29 protein-coding genes are annotated in these 26,925 nt (G+C 33.8%); 20 read left to right on the top strand and 9 right to left on the bottom strand.

The features are described 5' to 3' along the window. The 3 genes from ACODSB_RS15815 to ACODSB_RS15805 all read right to left on the bottom strand — a co-directional run bounded on the left by ACODSB_RS15815 (nt 1) and on the right by ACODSB_RS15805 (nt 3,815). A complete protein-coding gene (locus tag ACODSB_RS15815; protein WP_488937750.1) occupies nt 1-2,262 on the bottom strand; it encodes a TonB-dependent receptor in 2,262 nt (753 codons plus the stop codon). 283 nt (nt 2,263-2,545) lie between these two features. Further along, complete coding sequence (locus ACODSB_RS15810; protein WP_488937749.1) at nt 2,546-3,451, bottom strand: NAD(P)/FAD-dependent oxidoreductase; 906 nt, start codon at nt 3,449-3,451, stop codon at nt 2,546-2,548. 10 nt (nt 3,452-3,461) lie between these two features. Continuing rightward, entirely contained in the window at nt 3,462-3,815 is a 354-nt protein-coding gene (locus tag ACODSB_RS15805) for a MerC domain-containing protein (RefSeq protein ID WP_488937748.1), read from the bottom strand. Between the two features lie 94 nt (nt 3,816-3,909). Between ACODSB_RS15805 and ACODSB_RS15800 the strand changes: the two genes are divergently transcribed. From ACODSB_RS15800 to ACODSB_RS15785, 4 genes are all read left to right on the top strand, one after another. Beyond that, entirely contained in the window at nt 3,910-4,302 is a 393-nt protein-coding gene (locus tag ACODSB_RS15800) for a Fur family transcriptional regulator (protein ID WP_053473133.1), read from the top strand. Nucleotides 4,303-4,376: 74 nt separating this feature from the next. Further along, on the top strand, nt 4,377-6,245 hold the full coding sequence (locus ACODSB_RS15795; protein ID WP_488937747.1) for an Nramp family divalent metal transporter: 1,869 nt from the start codon (nt 4,377-4,379) through the stop codon (nt 6,243-6,245). A gap of 84 nt (nt 6,246-6,329) precedes the next feature. Beyond that, on the top strand, nt 6,330-6,983 hold the full coding sequence (locus tag ACODSB_RS15790; protein WP_488937746.1) for a metal-dependent transcriptional regulator: 654 nt from the start codon (nt 6,330-6,332) through the stop codon (nt 6,981-6,983). Nucleotides 6,984-6,994: 11 nt separating this feature from the next. Further along, the gene (locus ACODSB_RS15785) at nt 6,995-7,387 is read left to right on the top strand and encodes a hypothetical protein (protein ID WP_488937745.1); all 393 of its coding nucleotides are present in this window, start codon (nt 6,995-6,997) and stop codon (nt 7,385-7,387) included. Here ACODSB_RS15785 and ACODSB_RS15780 read toward each other — a convergent pair. From ACODSB_RS15780 to ACODSB_RS15755, 6 genes are all read right to left on the bottom strand, one after another. After that, on the bottom strand, nt 7,384-7,782 hold the full coding sequence (locus ACODSB_RS15780; protein WP_488937744.1) for a hypothetical protein: 399 nt from the start codon (nt 7,780-7,782) through the stop codon (nt 7,384-7,386). The genes ACODSB_RS15785 and ACODSB_RS15780 overlap by 4 nt on opposite strands. A 159-nt stretch (nt 7,783-7,941) precedes the next feature. Beyond that, on the bottom strand, nt 7,942-8,724 hold the full coding sequence (locus ACODSB_RS15775; RefSeq protein ID WP_488937743.1) for an enoyl-CoA hydratase/isomerase family protein: 783 nt from the start codon (nt 8,722-8,724) through the stop codon (nt 7,942-7,944). Nucleotides 8,725-8,734: 10 nt separating this feature from the next. After that, on the bottom strand, nt 8,735-10,150 hold the full coding sequence (locus ACODSB_RS15770) for a sensor histidine kinase (RefSeq protein ID WP_053473138.1): 1,416 nt from the start codon (nt 10,148-10,150) through the stop codon (nt 8,735-8,737). 278 nt (nt 10,151-10,428) lie between these two features. Next, nucleotides 10,429-10,977 carry a CopD family protein gene (locus ACODSB_RS15765; protein ID WP_053473139.1) on the bottom strand — a complete coding sequence of 183 codons (549 nt, stop codon included), beginning with the start codon at nt 10,975-10,977 and terminating at the stop codon, nt 10,429-10,431. A gap of 83 nt (nt 10,978-11,060) precedes the next feature. Beyond that, on the bottom strand, nt 11,061-12,074 hold the full coding sequence (gene hemH / locus ACODSB_RS15760) for a ferrochelatase (protein WP_488937742.1): 1,014 nt from the start codon (nt 12,072-12,074) through the stop codon (nt 11,061-11,063). Between the two features lie 230 nt (nt 12,075-12,304). Beyond that, nucleotides 12,305-13,177: a helix-turn-helix domain-containing protein gene (locus ACODSB_RS15755; protein ID WP_053473141.1), complete on the bottom strand. Its 873-nt coding sequence runs from the start codon at nt 13,175-13,177 to the stop codon at nt 12,305-12,307. A 226-nt stretch (nt 13,178-13,403) separates the two neighbouring features. Here ACODSB_RS15755 and hemA point away from each other — a divergent pair, with 226 nt between their 5' ends. The 16 genes from hemA (at nt 13,404) to ACODSB_RS15675 (ending at nt 26,915) form a co-directional block, all read left to right on the top strand. Beyond that, nucleotides 13,404-14,654 carry a glutamyl-tRNA reductase gene (gene hemA / locus ACODSB_RS15750; protein ID WP_180856295.1) on the top strand — a complete coding sequence of 417 codons (1,251 nt, stop codon included), beginning with the start codon at nt 13,404-13,406 and terminating at the stop codon, nt 14,652-14,654. Between the two features lie 147 nt (nt 14,655-14,801). Next, nucleotides 14,802-15,206: a GxxExxY protein gene (locus ACODSB_RS15745; RefSeq protein WP_053473142.1), complete on the top strand. Its 405-nt coding sequence runs from the start codon at nt 14,802-14,804 to the stop codon at nt 15,204-15,206. Nucleotides 15,207-15,306: 100 nt separating this feature from the next. Further along, nucleotides 15,307-16,233, top strand: a complete 927-nt coding sequence (gene hemC, locus ACODSB_RS15740) for a hydroxymethylbilane synthase (protein WP_488937741.1) — start codon at nt 15,307-15,309, stop codon at nt 16,231-16,233. Next, the gene (locus ACODSB_RS15735) at nt 16,233-16,898 is read left to right on the top strand and encodes a uroporphyrinogen-III synthase (protein ID WP_488937740.1); all 666 of its coding nucleotides are present in this window, start codon (nt 16,233-16,235) and stop codon (nt 16,896-16,898) included. Before hemC ends, ACODSB_RS15735 begins: the two co-directional genes overlap by 1 nt. A 103-nt stretch (nt 16,899-17,001) precedes the next feature. Next, a complete protein-coding gene (gene hemE / locus ACODSB_RS15730; protein WP_053473145.1) occupies nt 17,002-18,027 on the top strand; it encodes a uroporphyrinogen decarboxylase in 1,026 nt (341 codons plus the stop codon). Between the two features lie 128 nt (nt 18,028-18,155). Continuing rightward, nucleotides 18,156-18,707 carry a transposase gene (locus ACODSB_RS15725; RefSeq protein WP_488937739.1) on the top strand — a complete coding sequence of 184 codons (552 nt, stop codon included), beginning with the start codon at nt 18,156-18,158 and terminating at the stop codon, nt 18,705-18,707. A gap of 119 nt (nt 18,708-18,826) precedes the next feature. Next, on the top strand, nt 18,827-19,204 hold the full coding sequence (locus tag ACODSB_RS15720) for a hypothetical protein (protein WP_488937738.1): 378 nt from the start codon (nt 18,827-18,829) through the stop codon (nt 19,202-19,204). Nucleotide 19,205: 1 nt separating this feature from the next. Next, nucleotides 19,206-19,751, top strand: coding sequence for a GNAT family N-acetyltransferase (locus ACODSB_RS15715; protein WP_488937737.1), 546 nt, complete (start codon nt 19,206-19,208; stop codon nt 19,749-19,751). Beyond that, on the top strand, nt 19,748-20,650 hold the full coding sequence (gene hemF, locus ACODSB_RS15710; protein ID WP_488937736.1) for an oxygen-dependent coproporphyrinogen oxidase: 903 nt from the start codon (nt 19,748-19,750) through the stop codon (nt 20,648-20,650). Before ACODSB_RS15715 ends, hemF begins: the two co-directional genes overlap by 4 nt. A 2-nt stretch (nt 20,651-20,652) precedes the next feature. Beyond that, entirely contained in the window at nt 20,653-21,579 is a 927-nt protein-coding gene (locus tag ACODSB_RS15705; RefSeq protein WP_488937735.1) for a DUF4421 family protein, read from the top strand. A gap of 23 nt (nt 21,580-21,602) precedes the next feature. Further along, the gene (locus ACODSB_RS15700; RefSeq protein ID WP_488937734.1) at nt 21,603-22,499 is read left to right on the top strand and encodes a fructose bisphosphate aldolase; all 897 of its coding nucleotides are present in this window, start codon (nt 21,603-21,605) and stop codon (nt 22,497-22,499) included. Nucleotides 22,500-22,618: 119 nt separating this feature from the next. Continuing rightward, complete coding sequence (gene hemB, locus ACODSB_RS15695; protein ID WP_053473151.1) at nt 22,619-23,611, top strand: porphobilinogen synthase; 993 nt, start codon at nt 22,619-22,621, stop codon at nt 23,609-23,611. Between the two features lies 1 nt (nt 23,612). Further along, entirely contained in the window at nt 23,613-24,011 is a 399-nt protein-coding gene (locus tag ACODSB_RS15690) for a c-type cytochrome (protein ID WP_488937733.1), read from the top strand. Between the two features lie 238 nt (nt 24,012-24,249). Beyond that, on the top strand, nt 24,250-25,749 hold the full coding sequence (locus ACODSB_RS15685) for a hypothetical protein (protein WP_488937732.1): 1,500 nt from the start codon (nt 24,250-24,252) through the stop codon (nt 25,747-25,749). Between the two features lie 4 nt (nt 25,750-25,753). Further along, complete coding sequence (locus tag ACODSB_RS15680; protein ID WP_488937731.1) at nt 25,754-26,395, top strand: hypothetical protein; 642 nt, start codon at nt 25,754-25,756, stop codon at nt 26,393-26,395. 70 nt (nt 26,396-26,465) lie between these two features. Further along, complete coding sequence (locus ACODSB_RS15675; RefSeq protein ID WP_488937730.1) at nt 26,466-26,915, top strand: GyrI-like domain-containing protein; 450 nt, start codon at nt 26,466-26,468, stop codon at nt 26,913-26,915. Nucleotides 26,916-26,925 lie beyond the last annotated feature (10 nt).

The following is a 26,925-nucleotide window of genomic DNA, read 5'->3' as shown; positions in this document are numbered from 1 at the left end:
TTACCTCAAAGTATATCGCAACCCAAAAAAACCACGAATAGTCTGATTTTGTCCATAAACATAAGTTGTATCAAAAGTCAATCCGTATGGATTATCCGGAGTCCTCAGTACTTTTCCTGCCGCATCGTATTGCACATTTTTATCAAAAGGATCATTCGTTCTCGAAATCAAAAACGGATTATTCTGCTTTGGAGTAAAGTTCAGCAAATTTTTGACACCGCCGTAAAGTTCAAAATTCTTCCAGCCCGTGTATGTAAACTGAATATTCTGAATACTATACCAAGGCGAATTTGGATTTCTCGGATCATATTCGTTCAGCAAAGGCAGTTTCATTGGACTGTAAACATTTCCGGTATAATCCAGCAGTAAATTCCATGGCTCTATTTTATAAGATACACTCCATGTTCCTGTGAATTTTTCAGTTAAAAAAGGTCTTTCAGAAATTCCTTCCTGAACATTTTTATTGTCTAAAACCGTTGCTCCCAAAATAAACTTTAAACCATTGGTAAAATTGACATCGACATTGGTACTGATTCCCTGACTGATAGCATAACCATCGATATTGTCATAAATGATTTTATTAGGATCTGTTTCATAATCTGAAATGATTTTATTGCTGAATCTTGTGTAAAAAGCCGTTGTTTCAATTCCGATAAAAGTTCCGTTGTCAAAGTTTATTTTCTGAATATAATTCAAGTTTACATTTACAGATTGTTCGGGTTTTAAATCATTTTTAATCACTACTTCACGTGAACCTGTAAGCGCAGCGTGATCTTCGGTAAATAAATTCACAACCCGAAATCCCGTTCCGGCATTTAATCTGAAAATCGTATTATCATTTGCTTTAAAGCGATACGCAAATCTGGGCGTAAAGATAGAACCGTGGATAGAGTTATAATCGTAGCGAGCTCCCAGCAAAATCTGACTTTTTGGTGAAAACGTAATTTCATCCTGAACAAAAATCCCCGGTAACCACGTACTTTCAGCCTCTTTTGTTGCCGGAGTATTGTCGTCATAATACGAATATCGATTTGCAATTCCGGCAAGTAAATCATTACGGCCAATCTTTTTATCCCAAGTCAATTGCAGGAAACCAATTTTTTGATTCGCAATGAATGATGTTGTTCCGTAACGACTGTCCTGATAATGCACGTTTCCAGAGAAGGAAAGAATTAGTTTTTCTTCAAACGGCAATTGATAACTTCCAATTAATTCTGCTCTTTTAGTATAAATGCTTTCACCATAAATTTCGTCGCCACCTCTGTACTTTTTTTCCCATCGAACGTCTCCGCCCCAGCGATCTTCATACATTCCGCGTGCTGCAATCGTAAAAAGACGATTATTATTTCTATGAAAATTCCATTTATTAAAAACCGAAATACGGTCAGAAAGCGTTACATCAGTAAAATTATCATGGTCTTTATCTATAACCTGATTATAGCTGAAATAATTAATCCCTAAAAGAGAAGTCGCTTTTTTGCCGACATTAACCTTCATTCCCAAATCAAGATTGTTTTCAAAATAAGTAGTTGTAAAATAATCCGCAGAAAACATTGGGGCATTTGTTGGATTTTTGGTGATAATATTAATCAAACCTCCAACGGCCTCACTTCCATAAAGAGACGAAGCTGGGCCTTTTACTATTTCTATTCGTTCCACCAAAGAATTCGGAATTCCGGATAAACCATAAACTGTCGAAAGACTGCTCACAATTGGCATTCCGTCAATTAAAACCAAAGTATACGGACCTTCGAGACCGTTTATGTGAATGTCTCCCGTGTTACAAACCCCGCAATTCAACTGCGGCCGAACGCCGTTTATGTTTTGAAGCGCATCATAAATACTAGGTGTTGGATTTTTTTTGAAGAAAACCGGAGAATAAACCTCAACCGGAACGGCACTTTCTAAACGTTTCACTGGTTTTAAGGTTCCCGAAACAACTACTTCGTTAAGCTGGTTTTCATTGTCTTCTAAATCAATATCAAGGTTAAGGTTTTGTCCTTTCGTAATTGAAAATCTTTGAGTCACTGGTTTGAATCCTGTCGAAGTTGCCTGGATTTTTCCTTCTTCAATACTAACATTTTCAAAAACATAATAACCTAAACTATCTGAAACTGTTTTTTGTTTTGTTCCTAATAACTGAACATTCGCGGCTTGTAATTTTTGTCCGTTGCCAGTTATAAAACCAGAGATTTTTGAGGTTTCCTGAGCAAAAGAAAAGTGTAAGTTAAATAATATCAATATCCAAATTGAATTTTTCATCGTGGTAAAATTAATTTTAGACAAAACTAAAAATTAAATTTGACAAATAATGATTTTAAATTTAGAAATTTATAACTTAAAATATGTCAATATGTTATATTTCTATTTGCTTTAAAATCTAAAGAGAAATAAAACAAGTTCAATAGCGTCCAGCTTTAGCTGGATGAAAATATAAACGAAACCAATAGGCTTTAGCCAAACCGATACAATTTGGCTAAAGCCCGTTTTGATTCAAATCTAATTCCCCTAGCTAAAGCTAGGGGCTATTTAAACTTTATAAACTTCAAAAATCCTCGTCAATAAGATCTTTATTAATTACAGCTCCGGCGAAAGACCCTGTAGAAACCGCAATGGCCACAGATCGCATTTGAGTCGTGCAATCTCCGCTCGCATAAATTCCTGCAACGTTTGTTTTCTGCATAAAATCAACTTTTACCAGCCCTTGTTCGTTTAAATCGCAACCTAAATCCGCTGGTAATGGACAATGCTGTTCAAATGGTGGTCTTGCATAAATGGCTTTAACGGCAATTTTTTCCTGATTTTTGAAGACGATGTTTTTTACATAGCCTTCTTTGTGTTCAAAAGAATCTATTTCTTCCTCAAAAATTTGAACACCATGTTTCTTAAGTATTTCTGTTTGTTCTAAAGTCAAAGTTGATTTTCCGTTCGTGCATAATCTCAAATCTTTTGTCCAGTTCGAAATCAGTTTTGCAAAATCAAATGCCATTTCACCATTGGCAATAATAGCTGTTTTTTCATTTTTAACTTCATAACCATGGCAATACGGACAATGTAGAACCGATATTCCCCAACAGTCAGCAAAACCATTAATTTCGGGAAACAGATCTTTAATTCCGGTTGCAAACAGGATTTTCCTTGAATTGAAAGTTTCACCAGATTCTGTTGAAACTTCAAATCCGTTTTCTTTCCCGATCGCTTTTACAGCTAGTCCGTTATAAAAATGAACCGTTTTATAGAGATCCACTTGTAATTTGGCTTTCGCCGAAATCACTGCGGGCTTTTCACCATCTTGTGTAATAAAATTATGCGAATGCGGCGTTTGTCGGTTACAAGGCAAACCGTTGTCAATAACCAAAACCTGACGGAGAGAACGTCCTAAACTCATTGCAGCAGATAATCCGCTGTAGCTTCCGCCAATTATAATCACATCAAAATTCTTCTGTTCCATAACTATACTTTTAATGATTTTGTTTTCTGTGTAATTTGTAATTAATCAAATGCCCGATGATCATTCCGATTCCGCCAAAATAAATCAGATCTAAATGAATCTCTAAGAAGATTTCAGTCAAAATACTAATCCAGATTAAACTCAATGAAACAATCAAAATCGACGAAACCAAAAGACTTGATTTTTTCGTAATTTTGAGAATTGCAAATAAGCCTATCGAAGCAAATACTAAATCGATAATTGGATTGTGACTTATGCCTAAAGGAAGAATCGTTAAAAGTGGAAAAATCAAACAATGAACCAAGCAGATCGTCGCGCTCGAAATTCCTAAAATATCGTAAAAGGATGAGGTAGTTTTCTTCATTTCTTGTACATTTGCTTATTGCAATTTTGTTGCAAATATATACATAAAAATCAATTGCAATATTGTTGCATTAAATTTTTTAATTCAAAATAAAATGAAAGCTACACGTAACACTACAGCAAAGACAGCCGTTTTAGAGGTTTTTGAGAAATCTAAAACTGCACTGTCTCACACCGAAATTCAAAAACAATTGAACGATGTCTGCGATCGCGTTACTATTTATAGAATTTTAGATCGTTTGGTTAACGACGATATCATTCATAAAATTTCGAATCTTGATGGAACAGTAAAATATGCAAAATGCAATCATTCACATCAAAGAGTACACATTCATAATCATGCTCATTTTAGCTGTGAGAACTGTCATGAAATTACTTGTCTTGAAACTGTAAAGCCGAGTTATATTATGCCTCACAATTATAAAGTAAACGAAATAAACTTTACCCTTTCGGGATTATGTCCAAAATGTTTGAATTCTAACATTTAAGTTTTAGACAAGTCTAAAAATATTGTTGAGCGAATATAATTTTTCTATATATTTGGTAAATCAATATATTAGAAATGACTAAATCATTAGAAGAAGTTAACCAATCGGTTGCTACAGAACATAAAAAAACAGGTTTCAGGAAAATATTAGCCTTTTTAGGCCCGGCATATTTAGTAAGCGTTGGTTACATGGATCCCGGAAACTGGGCCACAGATATTGCCGGTGGAAGCCAGTTTGGCTACACTTTAGTCTGGGTTTTATTAATGAGTAACTTAATGGCTTTGCTTTTGCAGAGTTTAAGTGCAAGACTTGGAATTGTAACGCAGCGTGATTTAGCGCAGGCTTCCAGAGAAACCTATTCAAAATACATCAACTACATTTTATACTTTCTCGCCGAAATTGCGATTGCAGCCTGCGATTTAGCAGAAGTTCTGGGAATGGCAATTGGAATTAATCTTTTATTCGGAATTCCGCTTTTTGAAGGCGTTTTGATAACCGTTTTAGATACTTTCCTTTTACTCTTCTTAATCAATAAAGGAATCCGTAAAATGGAAGCTTTTATTATTGTTTTAGTGGCTATTATTGGATTTTCTTTCATTTTCGAAATGATCTTTGCAGAACCTGAAGTTCCAAAAATCCTTGCGGGACTTATTCCTTCTATTCCAAATTCGGCTGCTTTATATATCGCAATCGGAATTATTGGGGCAACCGTAATGCCTCACAACCTTTACTTACACTCATCTTTGGTTCAAACCAGAAAATTCGATAGAAGTCCAGCCGGAATCAAACAGGCTTTAAAATTCAATTTTATAGATTCGACAATTGCCTTGAATTTGGCTTTTTTTGTAAATGCTGCGATTTTAATTCTTGCTGCCGCAACTTTCCACAAAAATGGAATGTTTGAAGTAGCCGAGATTCAGGATGCGCATAAATTTCTCGAACCTTTACTAGGAACAAAATGGGCACCAATATTATTTGCTGTTGCCTTGATCGCCGCGGGACAAAGCTCAACTGTAACCGGAACACTTGCCGGACAAATTGTTATGGAAGGTTATTTACATTTACGAATTCAGCCTTGGGTTCGCCGAATCATAACGCGTTTAATTGCGATTGTGCCTGCTTTAATCGTTATTTGGGTTTATGGTGAAAGTGTAACCGGAAAGCTTTTAATTCTAAGTCAGGTGATTTTGAGTTTACAATTAGGATTTGCGATTATTCCGCTGATTCATTTTGTCAGTGATAAATCAAAAATGAATGGTTTTCATATTTCGAGAACTACTCAGGTTGTTTCCTGGATTATTGCAGCTATTATTGTTTCATTAAATGCAAAATTGGTTTATGATGAAATTACATCGTGGCTTGCAAGTTCAAGTCATCCAATAATTTTATGGCTTACGGTTGTGCCGCTTGCTTTTGCTTTTTTAGGCTTACTTCTTTATATTGTTTTTAAACCTTTTATTGCTAAAGCCAAATCAAAAACTATAAATCATTCGCCTCATAACCTGAAACTTCATTTCTCCCAAAAGAAAACTCAGGAAGTAAAAAATATTGCTGTTTCTGTCGATTTTTCTCATGCTGATGAAGCAGCACTTAATCATGCTTTCGAATTAGGCGGAATGGATGCAAAATATACCCTTATCCATGTTGTTGAAACAGTGGGCGCCTTAATGTATGGAATTCATATTCATGACCACGAAACTACAATTGATGAAAAACTATTATTAGAGTATAAAAAAATGCTTTCAGAAAAAGGATTTAACATTGAAACAGAGCTTGGTTTTGGAAAACCAAACAAAATAATTCCGGAAATCATCAACAGCGGTATTTTCGATATTTTGGTAATGGGAACCCACGGCCACACTGGATTAAAAGATATTCTTTTTGGCACAACGGTAGATAAATTGAGACATAAAATTTCAATACCTTTGTTGATTGTTAAATAAAATAGTTCTTTTTAGAGGGACAAAGGTTCAGAGGTTTCCTCTCAATCCAAAATCTAAAATCAACACTCTAAAATCTAAAATCGAATGACCTTCTCAGAAGAAAATTATCTAAAATCTATATATCACTTAACGGCGGCTTTAGAAACTGAAGTGAGCACGAATGCCATTGCAGAAATCATGGAAACAAAAGCTTCTTCTGTAACGGATATGCTTAAAAAACTGGCTGATAAAGATTTAGTAAATTATAAAAAATACCAGGGTGTTTCGTTAACCGAAAACGGAAAGCTGGCAGCCAAAATGATTGTTAGAAAACATCGTTTGTGGGAAGTTTTTTTGGTAGAGAAATTAAACTTCAGCTGGGATGAAGTTCATGATATTGCAGAGCAGTTAGAGCATATCAAATCTGAGCAATTAATTAACCGTTTGGATGATTTTCTGGGGAATCCTACTGAAGATCCGCATGGTGACCCAATTCCGGATGCTAACGGCCGAATTATTAAAATTGAAAAACAACTGCTTTCAGAATTATCAGAAAATCAAACCGGAGTTTGTGTTGGTGTAAAAGATACTTCTTCAGAGTTCCTTAAATATCTTGATAAGCAAGAAATCGCTTTGGGTTCTAAAATTGAATTTCTTTCTAAAGAATCTTTTGATTTATCGGTAAAAATTAAGGTTAATGGGAAGGAATTGTCTATTTCGAATAAAATTGCTTCTAATCTATTTGTAAAGCTTGTGTAAAATATCTGAATATGAATTTCGATTTACTGCTTTATATAATTTTTCAAATTCCATTGGTTTTTATTGTCTTCAAACAAGATCAATTACATAAGCCTGATGTTTTACTAAAGCTCTTTTCTTTTTCTTTAATTTTATTTATAGCAGGAGCATTGTTATTTTATGACAAAAATTCTTCTTTGCAAAAACTATCTTATTTCGGCTCGCAAACATCCTTGATATTCTTGTTTCTTTATAAAATTATTCGAAATATTTATTACCCTATTTTCTTAAGAGAACCTGAATTTTCAAAAGCACCAAAACACAAAATTGACATAATTCCAACACTAATAATTTTTACAGGAACAATATCGTTGCCTTTTATAATTGACACTTTTCTCGTTCAGAAACTTATAGCTAAAACCTAAACAATTCCTTTTTCAACCATTTCCAGCATAACCGGCGACGCATTTTTAAATGTTGGCGGCTGTTCGATAATACTTCCGGCGTTCTTTTTATTTACTTTGAAAGTTACATCGTTATCTGTTGTAAACAAAAGTGCCGTTAGAAACGGTTTTTTGATATAAGAGCCTAAAACCAATAAAGCTTCATCTAAAGTATGAATGCTTTCGATTTCTTCTGTTTTATAGCGAGTAGTTAATGAAATCGAGAAAGTATTATCTTCATTTAAAATCAATCTGAAATAAATATTTTTAATCTCGGTATCACCCATCGTTTTAGCCAAAGTCAGTTTTGCGAAAGTTCCGGCTTGAATACTTTCTTTAACTCGTTCACAAAAAAGGGCAAATATTGGTTCGTACATTTTTTTTAAGTTGCTAAGGTTCTGAGATCCTAAGTTTTTATAATCTTTGTCTATTATTTTACCACAAAGTTGCGCAAAGATTTCTCAAAGTTACACAAAGATTATATAAATTTTCTTTGTGAACCCCTGTGCTATCTCCGCGCAACTTTGTGGAATAACTTATTTTCCTGTAAATTCTGCTTTACGCTTTTCTAAAAAGGCTGTAGTTCCTTCTTTAAAATCTTCAGTACCAAAACATTTTCCAAAAGATTTTATTTCAGTATCAAATCCGTTTTTACCGTCTTCAAAATTAGCATTGATTGCTTTAATCGCTTTTGCAATCGCAAACGGAGCGTTTTTAATGATTTTTTGAGCAATTACGTTCGTAAAAGATAAAAGTTCTTCTTGCGGCACTACGTGATTTACTAAACCGTATCGTTTTGCTTCTTCTGCAGAAATCATCGCTGCAGTCATAATCATTTCCATTGCACGGCCTTTTCCAACTAATTGCGGTAAACGCTGTGTTCCTCCGTAGCCCGGAATCAATCCTAAAGTAACTTCTGGTAATCCCATTTTTGCATTGTCTGAAGCTATTCTAAAATGACACGCCATTGCCAGCTCTAATCCTCCCCCTAAAGCGAAACCATTAACAGCTACAATAACTGGTTTTTTAAGATTTTCGATATAATCAAATAATAATTCCTGACCTTCGGCTGCTAATTGTGCGCCTTCAACAACGGTATAGTTTGCAAATTCCGAAATATCTGCTCCGGCTACAAAAGCTTTTTCTCCGCTTCCGGTTAAAATAATAACGCGAACATCGTCACTTTTCCCTAATAGCTTAATGGCATTACTCAAATCGCTAATTGTCGATTTGTTTAAAGCATTCAGTTTTGTAGGTCTGTTTATGGTAATTGTAGCAACTTTTTCCTCAATAGAAATTAATATATTTTCGTAGTTCATGACGATGAATTTAAGAGTTTGTAATAGGTAAAGAAACTCTAAACGTGGTTCCTTTTCCGTAAGTTGATTCAAAGGTAATTGTTCCTTTGTAATTTTCTATAATGTTTTTTATAATTCCGAGTCCGAGTCCCATACCACTAGTTTTGGTAGTAAATTTTGGTTCGAAGATTCTTCCGATATCTTGTTTTTGAATTCCGATTCCGTTGTCTTTTACGGCAATTTCAACATTGTTATTTCGTCTTTTTACGGTAACCACAATCGATTTTTGAAACTGACTTTCGGGAATTGCCTGCGTCGCATTTTTAACCAAATTGGTAATAACACGAATCAATTGCGTACGATCCATTTTCGAAATAATTTCTTCTTCATCGCTTTCAAAAGAAATATATTCTTCGTTGAAAATATCTAAAGCCAATTCGACAACCTCAACCACATTTAAAGTTTCATTTTGTTGTGCCGGCATTGAAGCAAAGTTTGAAAATGCTGAAGCCACCGCCGTCATTGTATCAATCTGCTGAATTAAGGTTTCAGAGTAATCATTCATTTTCTGCTTTACATCAGGATCATTGGGATCAAACTTTCTTTGGAAACTCTGCACCGTTAATCGCATTGGCGTAAGCGGATTTTTAATTTCGTGTGCAACCTGTTTCGCCATTTCACGCCAAGCTTCTTCACGTTCGCTTTGTGCTAATTTAATTGCACTGGTTTCGAGTTTGTCAACCATTCCATTATAAGCCTTTATCAGGAAGTTGACTTCTTTGCTGTTTGCTTCTAAAACAATTTTTTCGTTTTTCTGATCTAAGTTGGTTTCTTCCAAACGATCTGAAATGGTTTTTAGAGATTTTGTGATATAGGTCGAAAGGAAATACGCCAAGGCAAAAGCCACAATTAACATAAAAGAATAAACCTGACTTAAACGAATCAGGAAAGTATTCAACTCATTATCGTAGTATCCGTCGTCTTCTAAATACGGAAGATTCAGGATTCCGAGTGGTTTGAATTTTTCGTCTTTTATTAAACTGTATGATGATCTGTTTTTGACTCCGTCGATAGTTTTAATGTCCACAAAACGTTTTTCGATGGAAGAACGAACCAGTTTTAAAATATATTCCGGAATTGGCGGCGCAATTTTATCAACGGCGAAAGATTCTTTGGAAGATTTTAAAAGCTTTCCGTCAAGACTGTAAATGTTGATTTCGATTTTGTGAATCTGCGCTAACTCGTGGATTTTATCCTTAAAGATTAAATCTAAGTTTTGAGTTTTAAGTGGATAAGTGGTTGTCGAAAGAACATAATTGATGTGTTCTTTTACCGCATTTTCTTTTCGTTCTAAACGCTCTTGATGATATTCTTTGGCTTCGGTTTTAAACTGAATAATCGAAATCGAAGCCAATAAAAAAGATGCCACAACAATCAATACAATCATCGACAGGAAAATCCTGGTACGAAGTGAGAGCATTGTCATTTTAATGTTTAGCATAAATTTTAGTTTACAGTCGCAGTCGCAGTTTTCAGTGTCAGAGTGGAAACTATGACTGAATACTATTTTTTGCCACGAATTTCACGAATTTACACTAATTATTTTTTTTGCCACAGATTAAAAGGATTTAAATGATTTTTTTAATCCTCATAATCCATTTAATCTGTGGCAAATATTACAAAAAGAAATTCGGGAAAATTCGTGTAATTAGTGGCAAACTCTTTTTATTTTTTTTCTCGAATTCGTTTGTAAAAACGAAATCCCAGCATTATTAAAACCGAGAATAAAATAATACCGATTACGCCGAAAATCCAGTTGATGGCACTTTTTAAAACTACTAAAAAGACAACGGCAAATAAAATAATCGTTGCGCCTTCATTCCATAAACGCATAAAATTATTGGAATATTTTACCTCATCGTTTTGCAATTGTTTGAAAATCTGATGGCATTTTCCGTGATATAAATATAGAAGGAAAACGAAACATAATTTTACATGCATCCAAGGTTGTGTGAGCCAAATGTGTCCTGCATCTGTAAAAAACAGCATCCAAAAAGCAAAAATACTCGCCAAAACCGCCGACGGCCATGTAATAATGTACCACAAACGGTAGGCCATTATTTTGTATTGCGCCTGCAGAATTTCTTTTTCGGGAGATGGTTTTTCATTGGCTTCGATTTGGTAAACAAACAAACGCACAATATAAAACAAACCTGCAAACCAAGTAATTACAAATATTAAATGCAGGGATTTTAGATAGTTATAATATTCCATTATTATTTGTTTAAAGTTTCAGGTTTAAAGTTTCAAGTTATCAACTTTGAGAAAAACTTGAAACTTTAAACCTGAAACAAATATTATTTAGCCCAATCATTAATCCAGTTACTCACAGTTTGGCACCATTCATCATCATCATTTAAACATGGAACTGCCAGGAATTCTTCACCTCCATTTTTCTCAAAATCTTCTTTGGCACGCATCGCGATTTCTTCTAAAGTCTCTAAACAATCCGAAACGAAAGCTGGTGTTACAACTGCTAATTTTTTGATTCCTTTTGCCGGCATATTATCAATTTCGACATCTGTATAAGGTTCTAACCATTTGTCTCCCGCTAAACGAGATTGAAATGTCAGACTGTATTTATCTGCAGGAAGGCCAAGTAATTTAACAACTTGTCTTGTTGTTTCGTAACATTGATGACGATAACAGAAATCGTGCGCCGGAGATGGCGTGTTACAACAAGAACCGTCAATTTTACAATGTGATTTTGTAACATCGGTTTTGCGAATGTGACGCTCAGGAATTCCATGATAAGAAAACAATAAGTGATCATATTCAAAACCAACTAAATGTTTTTGAATCGAATCTGCTAAATTCTTGATGTAATCCGGTTTATTGTAAAATGCCGGAACATCTGTAAAAGTCATGTGGGGGAATTTCTTTTTACGAATTTCTTCAGCTTTTACCAAAATAGTCAAAGTCGAAGCCATTGCATATTGCGGATATAAAGGAAAAAGCATTACATCTGTAACTCCTTTATCGCTTAATTCCTGAAGCCCTTTTTCGATGGTCATACTTCCGTAACGCATTGCCAGAGAAACTGGAACGTTTACAAGAGGCTGCACTTTTTTCTGCATTCTTTCTGACAGCACAACTAATGGAGAACCTTCTTCCCACCAAATTTTCGCATAAGCGTGTGCAGATTCTTCTGGTCTTTTTCTTAAAATAATACCGCGAACTAATAATGCTCTCAATAAATACGGAACGTCGATCACGTATTTATCCATTAAAAATTCATCTAAATAAGGTTTTACGTCTTTTGTTGTTGGACTATCCGGAGATCCTAGATTTACTAATAATACGCCTTTCATTATTTTTTTGCTTTAGGCTTTAAGCATTAGGCTTTAAGCTTTTATTTGTTTTTAAAAATTTCGTCAAAAGTAGAACTTGCTGCTTTTTAGGAATATGATAATTATTACTTTTTATTTATTGTTGAATATCGAAAATCAATTTGCTAGATATTGGCACACCGATTTAACGGGTTTAACAGATTTTTGCAGATCATTAATTCGTGTTGATTCGTGAAATTCGTGGCGAAAACTTAAACATTCGCATTAATCGACATTAAATATTTTTTTGGAGTTGTGGCAAACTTTTTCTTGAATGCCGCGATAAAATGACTTCCGGTGCTGTAACCAATTTTAAGTCCAACTTCATTTACATTATAAGAACCGCTGTCCAAAAGTTTTCGGGCGAAATCCATTTTGTAATCAAAAAGGAAACCGTAAACCGTGTCGCCGTAAATTTGTTTGAAACCCATTTTGAGTTTCTTTAAATTTAAACCAATTTCATCTGCCAGTTCTTGCAATCCCGGAGGTTCTGCCATATTGGCGATTATAATTTCTTTGGCTTTTCTGATTTTTAGAACGTTATCTTCATCAATTAAAAACGGACATTGTTCTGCGTTTGGATCTTCGGTTCTGTTAAAATACAAACTCAATAATTCATATCCCTTTCCTTTATAATAAAGGTTTTTTATGGATGGATGAAGGTTGTAATGAAAGAGCTGACTTAACACAATAGCCATAGAAGGACTAATATTTCCTTCATTATAATACTTTTTGTCCTTATTATCAGGACTTAAAAAAGTAATATAATCGGCTTCGGCAGAAAACAACGCGTGAAATTTTTTGATGGAAACAATTACGGAAATCACCCACGAGTTAGGTGCCAATTCTAAATTAAGAGGCAATTCTTTCTGCGGGTTGTATAAAAGCAGCGATTTTTCTTCTTTCAGTTCTAAAGCATAATTGCCCTGATTGAACAAAAATTTAGCATTACCTTTTATCCCGAAGTGAAACTGTATCAGACCTGTACCTATTTCGTGCTGTGCATAAAAAGGCTCCGGACCATCGTTTTGAAAACGGATCAGCGTAAAGTCGTCTTCAATTTTTATAACTTCTTGAGAACTCATAGCGATATTTTTTTGAAACTAAAATCAAAAGAAAAGCAAAATGTTATTTAGAATGACTCTAAACAAATTATTTCAAACAAGTTGATTTTACTACAAAAGTACTTCTTTTTGAATAAAATGAGACGTTTAGAATCAAAAAAACATGCAGCGATACAAAAAGTACTTTCAGCGTTACTTTTATAAACAGTATAGTAATAATTTTGTTGCACTTTATGAAAGTGAATTTATGGAAAACAATAATGTACCGAAACACCTTTATTTTTATTCAGTTGGTCTGAGTTATAAAAAAGCTGATGCAGAGGTCAGAGGTCAATTTAGTTTGGATGCCGTTGCGAAGACTCGCTTATTGGAACAAGCTAAAAACGATGGAATAGAAAGTTTACTAGTTACTTCAACCTGCAACAGAACCGAGATCTACGGTTTTGCAGAACATCCATTTCAATTAATCAAACTTATCTGCGACAACAGCAATGGTTCTGTTGATGCGTTTCAAAAAGTAGGTTTCGTTTACAAAAATCAAGAAGCAATTAATCATTTATTTCGCGTAGGAACTGGTTTAGACAGTCAGATTCTGGGCGATTTCGAAATTATATCTCAAATTAAAACCAGTTTTGCTCATTCAAAATCAATGGGATTGGCCAATACTTTTATGGAAAGATTGGTGAATGCAGTAATTCAGGCAAGTAAAAGAATTAAAAACGAAACGGAGATCAGCTCTGGCGCTACTTCGGTTTCTTTTGCATCGGTACAATACATTCTTAAAAATGTTGAAGACATCAGTAACAAAAACATTTTGCTTTTTGGAACTGGAAAAATTGGAAGAAACACTTGTGAGAATTTAGTAAAACATACTAAAAACGAACACATTACTTTAATCAACAGAACTAAAGATAAAGCTGAGAAACTGGCTGGAAAATTAAATCTGATTGTTAAAGATTATTCTGAATTACATTTAGAACTTCAAAATGCCGATGTTGTGGTTGTAGCAACCGGTGCGCAAAACCCAACGGTTGACAAAGCAATTTTAAATCTTAAAAAACCTTTGTTGATTTTGGATTTGTCGATTCCGAAAAATGTTCATGAAAATGTAGAAGAAATAGAAGGTGTAACTTTAATTCACATGGATTATTTGTCTCAGTTGACAGATGAAACTTTGGAAAACAGAAAATTACACATTCCGGCAGCTGAAGCAATTATTGAAGAAATCAAAGAAGAATTCGTTATCTGGATGAAAGGGCGAAAATTTGCGCCAACAATTAATGCTTTAAAGGAAAAACTAAACGCCATTAAAGTTTCGGAATTAGATTTTCAAAGCAAAAAAATCGCTGATTTTAATGAAGCACAAGCAGAAATCATCAGCAACAGGATTATTCAAAAAATCACTACTCATTTCGCAAATCATTTAAAAGACGACGATACCATGGTCGATGAAAGCATCGAATGGATCGAGAAAGTCTTCAAAATAAAAGCATCTTAAATTTAATTTTACCATTAAGATATTAAGGTAATTAAGATTAAATGCAGAAATAGAAACCATTAAATTTTTAAGATAGATTAAGCTTTGCGTATGTACAAAGCAAAACTTAACTTTCTTAATATATTAGGTCAAAAATAAAAAAGTTCTATGACAAAAAAAGAGGTTACTCAATTAGCTTATGAAATTACAGGTTTTGCTATAAAAGTGCATAAAGCTTTGGGACCTGGACTTTTAGAAAGCATTTATGAACAATGCCTCAAATACGAATTAGAACAAAACGGATATGATGTTAAACAACAATTAGTTGTTAAAATAGATTATTACGACCTTGAATTAGAGTCTGATTTAAGAATTGATTTACTTGTAAATGATTGTGTTGTTGTAGAATTAAAAGCAATAGAAAATTTATTGCCCATTCACGAAGCACAATTATTAACATACATGAAATTATTACAAAGACCTCAAGGACTATTGATAAATTTCAACACAACAAACATTACAAAATCAATGAAACCACTTGTGAATGATCATTTCGCAAGACTAATGGATTAAATAAATTTGAACCATTAAGATATTAAAAAAGTTAAGTTTAATGTTCTTTGACAAAGAAAGGCTTAATTACCTTAATATCTTAATGGTAAAAAAATAAAAAATGGCTGAAAAAACAATCAGAATTGGAACGCGCGATAGCGAATTAGCACTTTGGCAGGCACATACGGTCGAGAAAAAACTAAATGATTTAGGTTATAAAACTTCGATTGTTGCTGTTAAATCTCAAGGTGATATTATTTTGGATAAACCGCTTTACGAACTCGGTATTACCGGAATTTTTACTAAAACGCTGGACATTGCCATGATCAATGGAGATATTGATATTGCGGTGCATTCCATGAAAGATGTTCCAACTGCTTTGCCAAAAGGAATTGTTCAGGCTGCGGTTTTACAAAGAGCCAATGTTCTGGATATTTTGGTTCATAAAGGAAATCCTGATTTTGACAATAAACCAAGTACTATTGCAACTGGAAGTTTACGTCGCCAAGCGCAATGGTTTAACAAATACCCAAATCATACTGTTGTTGATTTACGCGGAAACGTAAATACACGCATGCAAAAATTAAAAGACAATGATTGGGACGGAGCTGTTTTTGCTGCTGCAGGTTTAGAGCGAATTAACTTAAAACCTGAAAACTACATTAATTTAGACTGGATGATTCCCGCGCCGGCTCAAGGAGCAATGCTTGTTGTAGCAATGGAAAACGACAATTATACGCTTGATGCGCTTTCGCAGTTAAATGATATCGAAACTGAGATTTGTACTTATATTGAACGTCAGTTTTTAAGAACGCTTGAAGGCGGATGTACTGCCCCAATTGGAGCTTTGGTAACATATAATGAAGACGAAGATACTTTGCATTTTCAAGGCGTTTTACTTTCTATTGATGGAAAACAAAAATTGGAAATCAATAAAACGGTTGATATTTCAGAATGGAAAAAACTAGGTTTCCATTCGGCGCAGGAGATTTTAAATAATGGCGGAACAGAATTAATGCAGAAGATTAAAGAATCCCTGAAAAAATAATGGCAAAATCAACTCAGATATTATCTACGAAAATATTATCTCCTCTTCAAAAACAAGAGTTGACAAAAGCTGGCATCGAAGTAATCGAAGCCGATTTCATTAAAACTGAAAACAAACCTTTCGAACTTAAAAACCTCAACGAAAGTCTGATTTTTACAAGTCAGAATGCCGTTCACAGCGTTTTATCGAATCCAAAATCAGAAGAGCTTAAAAGTAAAAACGTGTATTGCGTTGGCTTAAAAACAAAAATCCTTTTATCTGAAAACGGATTTAATGTTGTGGCTTATACGGGTTATGCTTCAGATTTAGCAGAAATTATCACTTTGATTTACCGCAATGAAAGCTATACTTTTTTCAGCGGAAACCTGAGAAGAGATACTTTGCCAAGCGCTTTAAAAGAAGCCGGAATAAAACTGAACGAAATTCAAGTTTACGAAACGTCATTACAGCCTCAAAAAATAAAATCTCCAGTTGATGCTATCTTATTTTTTAGTCCGTCTGGTGTTGAGAGTTATTTAAAGGATAATTCAATTAAAAAAGAAACTTGTTTCTGTATCGGAGAAACCACCGCAGAAGCTTTACATAAAATTACAAAAAACATCATTATTGCAGATCAGCCAACGGTTGAAGATGTTTTAGAAGATGTTTTATCTGAATATAAGTAACAAACGAGATTTCCTGCAAGGTTTCCAAAACCTTGTAGGTATATATTAATCAACAACAATACCTACAAGGTTTTGGAAACCTTGCAGGATAAACAAATAAGAGATGTTAAAAAACGACCTATTTTTAAAAGCATTAAAAGGAGAAACTGTTCAACGTCCGCCAGTATGGATGATGCGTCAAGCCGGAAGATATTTACCGGAATTTATAGAATTGCGTGATAAATACGATTTCTTCACACGTTGTCAAACTCCTGAATTAGCTGCAGAAATCACGGTTCAGCCAATTCGTAGAATTGCTCCGGATGCTGCTATTTTATTCTCGGATATTTTAGTTGTTCCGCAAGCAATGGGAATTGAAGTTTTAATGAAAGAAAATATTGGTCCGTTTGTTCCAAATCCGATTCGTTCTATGGCAGATGTCCACAGAGTTTACGTTCCGGATATTCAGGAAAGTCTTGGTTATGTAATGGATGCCATTAAATTGACTAAAGAAATGCTGAATGACGAAGTGCCTTTAATTGGTTTCGCCGGTTCGCCTTGGACAATTTTATGTTATGCTGTTGAAGGAAGAGGTTCTAAAAGTTTTGATATGGCAAAAGGATTCTGCTTTTCAAATCCAGCCGCAGCACATACTTTACTACAAAAAATTACAGACACCACTATTTTATACTTAAAAGAAAAAGTAAAAGCAGGAGTTAATGCTGTTCAAATTTTTGATTCTTGGGGAGGAATGCTTTCTCCTGTTGATTATCAGGAATTTTCATGGAAATATATTAACCAAATCGTTGAAGCTTTAGCAGATGTTGCTCCGGTTATTGTTTTCGGAAAAGGATGCTGGTTTGCTCTTGGCGAAATGGGTAAAAGCCGTGCTTCTGCTCTTGGTGTAGACTGGACTTGTTCGGCTAGAAATGCTCGTTATTTATCTGGTGGAAATATCACTTTACAAGGAAATTTTGATCCGTCAAGATTGCTTTCTCCAATTCCGACAATCAAAAAAATGGTTCATGAAATGATCGATGAGTTTGGAAAAGATAAATATATCGTAAATTTAGGTCACGGAATTTTACCAAATATCCCTGTAGATCACGCAAAAGCGTTTATTGACGCGGTTAAAGAATACGGGCAATAGTTTTTAGTCACAATTGGCTTTCCTGCAAGGTTTTCAAAACCTTGTAGGTATAAAATAAGAAACTATTGAAATAAGAAAGAACACCTACAAGGTTTTGAAAACCTTGCAGGAGATGAAAATGAGAAAGAATGAAATTGGAAGTTCTGGAAAAAGATCGTTATTATCATATTTATAATCGTGGCATTAACAGAGATAACATTTTTGAAAATGATGCTAACAAACTTTATTTTTTTAAGCAATTAGCAAAATATTCTGGAGATAAAATATCGATTTTCGCTTATTGTTTGATGAATAATCATTTTCACTTGGTAATTCGCCTCAATGCTGAAGAAAAAGAGGTAACTCAGGCTTTTTCAAATTTATTCAATTCTTATGCTAAAGCTTTTAATAAACAAACTCAAAGAACAGGAAGTTTATTCGAAAAGCATTTTAAAAGAATAATACTAAAAGACGAAAATTATCTAAAACAGCTGATTATTTATGTTCATTTAAATCCGAAACATCATTTTGATTTAGATTTTAAAGATTTCAAATTTTCATCGTATCAGGCTTTCTTATCTGATAAGGAAACAAAAATAAAGCGGGACGAAGTTTTAACCTTATTTGATGATTTAGAAAATTTCATTTTTTGCCATAATCAAAAGAATAATCTTTTAAATGAAACTTATACTTTTGAATGATTCAGGTCTGTCCTGCAAGGTTTCCAAAACCTTGTAGGTCTATTTAGATAATTTTTACATATCATATGTCCAATTAATACCTACAAGGTTTTGGAAACCTTGCAGGAAACGTACAAATAATGCTAAACAAAGGTTTAAGAGACGAAGAAAGTATCAGAATTGACAATGTCCTAAAAACATTGCGTTCTCTAGACTTTGTGCCTAAAACTTTAAATGATACCGAAAAATTCGAAGTTGAAAATCAGTTAAAAGAATTTGGACTAAACCTTCAAACTTTAGTTGATTATAAAAATGAAGAACTAATAACCTTATTAATTCGCTGTCATTTAGATTTTAATCAATTAGAACAATTTGCTGATTTTTTAATTGATTTTTCGAAAGTTGAAAGCTATGATTTTAAAGATAAAGCTTTGGCTCTTTATCAATATATCCAACAAGAAAGCAAGGTTTTTTCTTTTGGAATAAATGCTAAAATTGCTTCTCTAAAAAACAGATAAAATGAGTTTTACAGATTGGAAAACAGACCGAATTGAAAACATTCTTCCTGAAGAGTTCTATAAACTAATTGACAAGAATAAAAATCACATTGGACAAACTTTTCCTGTAACTCTAATTAATTCTGATTCTCTAGAAAAAGCAGAAAATTTTATATCTGTTAGTAAAGACAAAGAAAAAAATAACGAAGGATATTATTTCTACGCGCGGGATATAAAAACTAATAAACTAATTGGTTATTTATGTGTAAAAACAATTGATTACCGCATTTTAAAATGTGAATTGGGTTATTTTATTGATGAAGATTTTCAAGGAAAAGGAATCACATCCAAAATGGTTTCTGATGCACTTGCCTTTTGTTTCAATGAATTGAAAATCAATAAAGTTTTTATCTGTACATCAGAAATCAATCTGGCGAGTCAGCGAATTGCATTAAAACATAATTTTAAACAAGAAGGAATTTTAAGGGACGAGTTTAGAAACGGAGATGGCGAATTGCAAAACACCGTTTATTTCGGATTACTTAAAGCAGAATACAATCAAACATGAAAGATAAATTTTACGCATACATACAAAAATTACAAGATCAAATCTGCGCCGGATTAGAAGCTGTTGACGGAACTGCAAAATTCCGTGAAGATCTTTGGAAACGTCCTGAAGGCGGCGGCGGAAGAACACGTGTTATTGAAAACGGGGCTGTTTTTGAAAAAGGCGGTGTCAACATTTCTGCTGTTCACGGAAAACTTCCTGAAACGATGCGAAAGATGTTTGGCGTTGGCGAAGCCGATTTCTTTGCCTGCGGATTAAGTTTAGTTATTCATCCCCTAAATCCGATGACGCCAACGGTGCATGCTAATTGGCGTTATTTTGAAATGTACGATGAGTCTGGAAATGTAATTGAACAATGGTTTGGCGGCGGACAAGATTTAACGCCTTATTATTTGTTTGAAGAAGATGCTAAACACTTTCATCAAACCTGTAAAACGGCTTGCGACAAACACAATGCGGAGTTTTATCCGAAATATAAAAAACAATGCGATTCTTATTTTTGGAATGCACACCGAAATGAAGCCCGCGGAATTGGAGGCTTATTCTTTGATTATTGCAAAGCAAATGAACAAATGTCGATGGAAAACTGGTACAACTTTGTAACCGAAGTCGGCAATAGTTTCCTTGAAGCTTATGTGCCAATTGTAGAAAGAAGAAAAAACTTAGCATATACTCCAGAAAACAAAACCTGGCAGGAAATACGCCGAGGCCGTTATGTCGAGTTCAATTTGGTTCATGATAAAGGAACCTTATTCGGTTTAAAAACAAACGGACGAATTGAGAGTATTTTGATGAGTCTTCCTCCGCATGTACAATGGGTTTATGATCATCATGCAGAAGCCGGAAGCGAAGAAGAAAAACTAGTAAATGTTTTAGAAAATCAGCGAGAATGGATCTAAAAATGATTTATATAACGTTTTTTGTCAGCGTTTTTGGGTGTTTTGCCCAGAATGATTCGCTGCGAAATCCGTATTTTAAATCATATAATGACAAAATTACCACCAGTATTTATTATTTAGATACTTCTAATAGTTTTCAAATTGCTTCAGATGCTCAGGAGCCTAAAACCTATCTTAATCTTATTCCGAATCGGAGAGAGCAGATTGGTTTTAATTTAAATTACAAGATCATTGATATTTCGGTTGGTTTTGCGCCCAAATTTCTAGAAGGCAATAAAGGCGATTCTCATTCCAAGCATTTTAATTTTAATACCCGTTTTTACTATAAAAAATGGATGCAGTCGTTTACTTTCATCAATCAAAAAGGATTTTATGTTAGTGATGACAATGTAACGGCACAACTGCCAAGAATGCGTACCACGAAAATTGGCGGAACAACGTCATATGTTTTTAATGATAAATTCTCTTTTAAAACATTGATAAGCCAAAATGAATGGCAGACTAAAAGTTCTGGAAGTTTTATCCCCACTTTCTCCTTTTATTACACTAACATAGACTTAAATGCTCCCGACACAACGCCGGGCGACATATATGTATTTACAGTGGCACCGTCCTACTTTTATAATTTTGTAATTAGTGACCGTATTTTGATTGGTGCAGGAGTCGCTTTGGGGGCGGGAATTAATGATGTTGACGGAGATACCTCAGCTTTATATCAGGCAGATTTAAATTTAAAACTGGCTTATAATAATGACCGTTTCTTTGGTTATGCAACCCTTAATTCGGTAAGTTTTTCTCAGGATGATAAAGTTGATCCGCGACTAAACGATAATATTGCCACTTTAAAACTTTCTTTGGGTTATCGATTTGATCCTCCAAAAGAAGTGAAAAAGGTTTATGATAAAGTAAATGATAAAATAGGTTTGTAATGTTTAATCTAAAATAAGAAATTATGGAAAAGGTAAACGTAGAACAGTTAAACCGCATGAATTCCGGAAAGGGATTTATTGCAGCACTAGATCAAAGCGGCGGCAGCACACCAAAGGCATTATCGCAATATGGTGTTGAAGAAAGCAGTTATACAAATGATGAAGAAATGTACACGCTTGTACATGAAATGAGAACCAGAATTATTAAAAGTCCGGCTTTTGACAGCCAATATATTCTAGGTGCTATTTTGTTTGAAAACACAATGGACCGCAAAATAGACGGAGAATGGACTGCTGATTATTTGTGGAAGAGAAAAAACATAGTTCCTTTTTTAAAAGTCGACAAAGGACTTGCTGATCTTGCAAACGGAGTTCAGTTAATGAAACCAATTTCAAATCTGGATGAATTGTTGGATCGAGCTGTAGAACGAAATGTTTTTGGTACTAAAATGCGTTCTGTTATTAAAGAAGCAAATCCATCAGGAATTAGTGAAGTTGTAAAACAGCAATTTGAAGTTGGGAAACAAATCTTTGCAAAAGGACTTATCCCAATTATAGAACCTGAAGTTGATATTTACAGCGCAGACAAAGAAAAGTCAGAACAGATTCTTAAAGAAGAAATTAAAAAACAACTTAATGCATTAGATGAAGATGTAAAAGTGATGCTGAAATTATCTATTCCAACGGTAAATGACTTTTACAGCGAATTAATATCTGATCCACATGTTGTGAGAGTTGTCGCTCTTTCTGGCGGATATGGTCAGGAAGAAGCCAATGAAAAGCTTTCGCAAAACCACGGATTGATTGCCAGTTTCTCCCGCGCATTGTCTGAAGGACTTTTTGCCAATCAGTCTGATGCTATTTTTAATACCAAATTAGAGAAGACCATTAAAGGAATTTATGACGCTTCGATAACATAAATTATGTCAAAAGTTTAAAGTCGTAAAGTCAAAAGTATTGACATCAATTAATAAAAATCTAAAAATAAGATTGCAGAAAAATCTAAAATCTGCATTCTAAAATCTAAAATTCAAAAACAATGTTCCCATTACAAAGAAACCGCCGTTTAAGAACCAACGAATCAATTCGTTCTTTAGTTCGTGAAACTAGCTTAAGTCCACAAGATTTTATGCTTCCAATGTTTGTTGCCGAAGGAAAAGACATAAAATCTGCTATTCCGTCAATGCCTGGAATTTATCGCCATTCATTAGACAACACAATTAAAGAAGTAAAAGAAGCCTGGGATTTAGGAATTAAAGCGGTAAACATCTACGTAAAAGTAAGCGATAACTTAAAAGACAACAAAGGTACAGAAGCCTGGAATAAAGACGGTTTAATGCAGCAAACTATCCGAGCGATAAAAGATGCTGTTCCAGAAATGATTGTAATGCCAGATGTGGCTTTAGATCCCTATTCTATTTATGGTCATGACGGAATTATCGAAAACGGTCAATTAATCAACGATGCGACGGTTGATGCTTTAACTCGTATGAGTTTAAGTCATGCAGAAGCTGGAGCTGATTTCGTTGCGCCAAGCGACATGATGGATGGACGCGTTTTGGCGATAAGAAAAGCATTGGAAGAAAACGGACATCACAATGTTGGAATCATGAGTTATAGTGCAAAATATGCTTCGGCATTTTATGGACCATTTCGTGATGCGTTAGATTCTGCTCCTGTTGATTCGCAAAATATTCCAAAAGATAAAAAGACGTATCAAATGGATTATGCTAACCGAATTGAAGGAATTCGTGAAGCTTTATTAGATGTTGAAGAAGGTGCAGATATTGTTATGGTAAAACCGGGAATTGCGTATTTGGATATTGTTCGTGAGGTAAAAAATGCCGTTCATGTGCCAGTTGCAGTTTACCAAGTATCTGGTGAGTACGCTATGGTAAAGGCCGCAGCAGAAAGAGGATGGTTAGATCACGACAAAATCATGATAGAGCAACTTTATTGCATTAAGCGTGCGGGTGCGAGTATTATCTCGACTTATTTTGCAAAAGAAGCTTCAATACTTTTAAATAAATAAAATGAAAAAAGTATTATTCTTATCTGCCGTTTTAGCATTTGCTTCATGCAAAAAAGAAGTTTCAGAAAGTACAGACCAAACCACAGAAGCATATTCTGAAGGAGAATCGGCGAAAGCTAAAACACCTGAAGCTTTAGGAAAAGAAATTTTTGAAGGAAGAGGAAATTGTACTTCATGTCATCAGCCGGATCAAAAAGTTATTGGACCGAGCATTAAGGAAATTGCCAAAATCTACAAAGATAAAAAAGGTGATATTCCTACATTCTTAAAAGGAAATGCAGATCCAATTGTTGATCCGAGTCAGTTTTCGGTAATGCAGACAAATTTTGGAGTAACCAAAGCAATGTCTGACGAAGAATTAAAAGCAATTGAGACTTATATTTATAGTCATTTGCAATAATTTAGTTAATTCTAAAATAGACAAAAACCGCCTCAATATAAAGTTTGAGGCGGTTTTTGTCTTTATAAAATCATTTATATCAATCTTCTTTTTCTAAAGATTTTTTAAGATTTGACTCGCTTTCAAATTAACCTTATTTTAATACAAATAGAACTTATTGTGGTTTGTTGATTGTTTTTTAGACCTCTACTTTATGTAAACATAAAAAGCCGAATTAACCCATCAAACCAGGATAAAAATGAAGAAAAATAAATTTGTTACCACAATTTGTTCTTTAACTGTACTGTTAGCCGGAACTTTTATATTTTCAAATTGCGAAAATAATCCTGAAAAACAAATTCAAGATTCACCTTTTACTATAACTATGGCAAAGGATTGGTATCATTATAAATTCAAAGAATCTGCTGAATGGAAAGAAAATAATGAAAGTGAAAATATGATTCCAGACTGGAATAATCCAATATTTCGTAAATTAGACGGATTAGAAGTTATAGAAGTCCCTTTACTTCAAAAAGATTCTAAAATTAACACTTCTAGTAAGACCGAATTAAATACTTCTCTTTTAAAAATTGGATTTATGAAGATAAACAACGACAGTATAATAGCTCGTAAATTATATTATATTCCTGAATTGAATTACCTCAATAAAAGTCCTTATGACGAAACCAAAATAGATCTGAGTAAATACAATAACAATTTCATCGGTTTATTAATTACAAAGAAATGGAATAATGAAACCTTGTCTTATAAAAAAATAGGCAAAAACACTATAAACGAATTGGCTATACCAGATGATCTTGGCAAAAGCAACAAAAACAATAAATTGACAAGTGGAACACCAACAACAGAAAATCCTTCTTGGTTTATAGAGCTGAATAGTGTCACTATAATGGGCGGACAAAGACGATACTATTATTATATTAATCCATTTTCAACTAAAACAGATCTTTATAAAGAATCTTATTTCAATAATAACACCTATCAATATAACGGATATTATTATCCTTTAACAAGTGGCAGCAGAGTTGCTTTGGCAGTAACTACAGCTCAATCTATCGAGAATACCACAATTTACTCAACATTTAGTAATTGCAAGAAAGCTATATTGGAAAAACTAAAAAATTCCACGGACATTGATATAGCAAATCTATTTACGGCATTAGGCGCAGATAATAAAATTAAAGTGACATTAATTGACGACTATCCTGTTAATGACAAAGGCACTCCAACAGGAGCTGTTGCATCAACAACTAGAACAAACATTAAAATTCCTTTTGATTATACTATCAGAATAAATCCAGATTACACTCATAACAATCTATCTTTAGCTGTTACAATGTTACACGAATTAGTACATGCTTATTTTATGAGCCTCACCGATAATATGTCTAAAGATAATGGTTTAGTTTCAAACAATTATCCCCTTTTATTTCAAGCATACTGTGATAAGTTCTATCCTGGTAGGTCAGACATTCATCATGAAGAAATGGCAAACAAATATGTAATAGCGATGGCAAGGGCTTTACAGGAATTTCAAACGGGTGTACCGGCTGTTAATGGTGTTCCAGATAAATTATATCTTGACTTAGCTTGGGGAGGATTACACGATACTCCGGTTTATGAAAAAAACTTCCCTTTAGGTAGTGTAGAAAGAAATAGAATTGATAGTGAGTTTCAGGCAGAGCTTAGAAATGGTTATGTAGGAGGATATTACCCAATTGGTGCAAAATGTAATTAGAAATATGAAAAAAGAGCTAATCATAATATTAATTAATATGTGTTTGTTTTCGAGCTGTGCTCCTACTAAAACGGACAAATACAACGCGCTAAATGATTATTTAGACTCAGTTGTTAATGACACCGAAGAAATAATCATTATAAAAGAAAAAGAATCACCAGATCTTGCTATAATAATGTTTTACGGAAATGACTTTTATTCTCAGTTTCCCGACACTACAGTAGTAATAAGAGAGAATGGTATACAAGGTCTTGTATATAATAATGACAAGCATTCTAATTTATTTACCCAAAAAGACTGGTTAAAAATGAAAAAAAAGTATGGCGGTACAAAAAGTAATACTTTAGCAAATAGCGGATATTGGGATATTAATGATTTTAGACATAGGAACATAGTATTTAAGAACCAAGATGCGTTTTTAAAAGATACTATCTCTTTTAAAAATTTTGATATATCCAATTCGCAAAAAAAAGTGTTTAATTTATCGTATCCAATATCATACAAGAAAAAGTACTTGGTTTTTAGTGTCGTGGTAAAAACAACGAGATCGATAGGTCGTGCCATTATTGACAATACGGTAGTCATGGAAAAAATTAATAACAAATGGATTGTTATAGACCGAGCCTATGCACAATGCTGTGATTAATGTTTACTGCTGACATACTGTTGTCACTACTTGATTATAGATTTGAACTTCAAATCAAAATTTAAGTAAAATGGATATTCAGAAGTTTAACATTATTGGAATTTCAGTTAGAACCACTAACGAAAATGGGCAGTCAAGGCAAGATATTCCGGCGCTTTGGAACCAATTTTTTTCAGAAGGAATTCCTGAAAAAATTGCGAATAAGTCAAGTAACGATATTATTTGTGTTTACACAGATTACGAAAAGGATCATACAAAACCTTATACAACCCTTTTAGGTTTTGCAGTAGAAAATTTAGATTCAATTCCCGAAGGCTTGACTGGCAAAACAATTGAAGGTCAACATTATGAAAAATTTACTGCCAAAGGAAATCTTGCAAATGGTGTTGTTTATGATGAATGGCTGAAAATTTGGAATTCGGGTTTAAACCGAATCTTTACTTCTGATTTTGAAGTTTATGGAGAAAAAAGCCTAGATCGTGAAAATGCAGAAGTAGACATTTTCATTGCTATTCAATAATAGAAATAAA

Source organism: Flavobacterium sp. FG68, from assembly GCF_057808895.1.
Note: the sequence above shows the minus strand (reverse complement) of the source record. Positions and strands in the feature narration are given on the sequence as shown.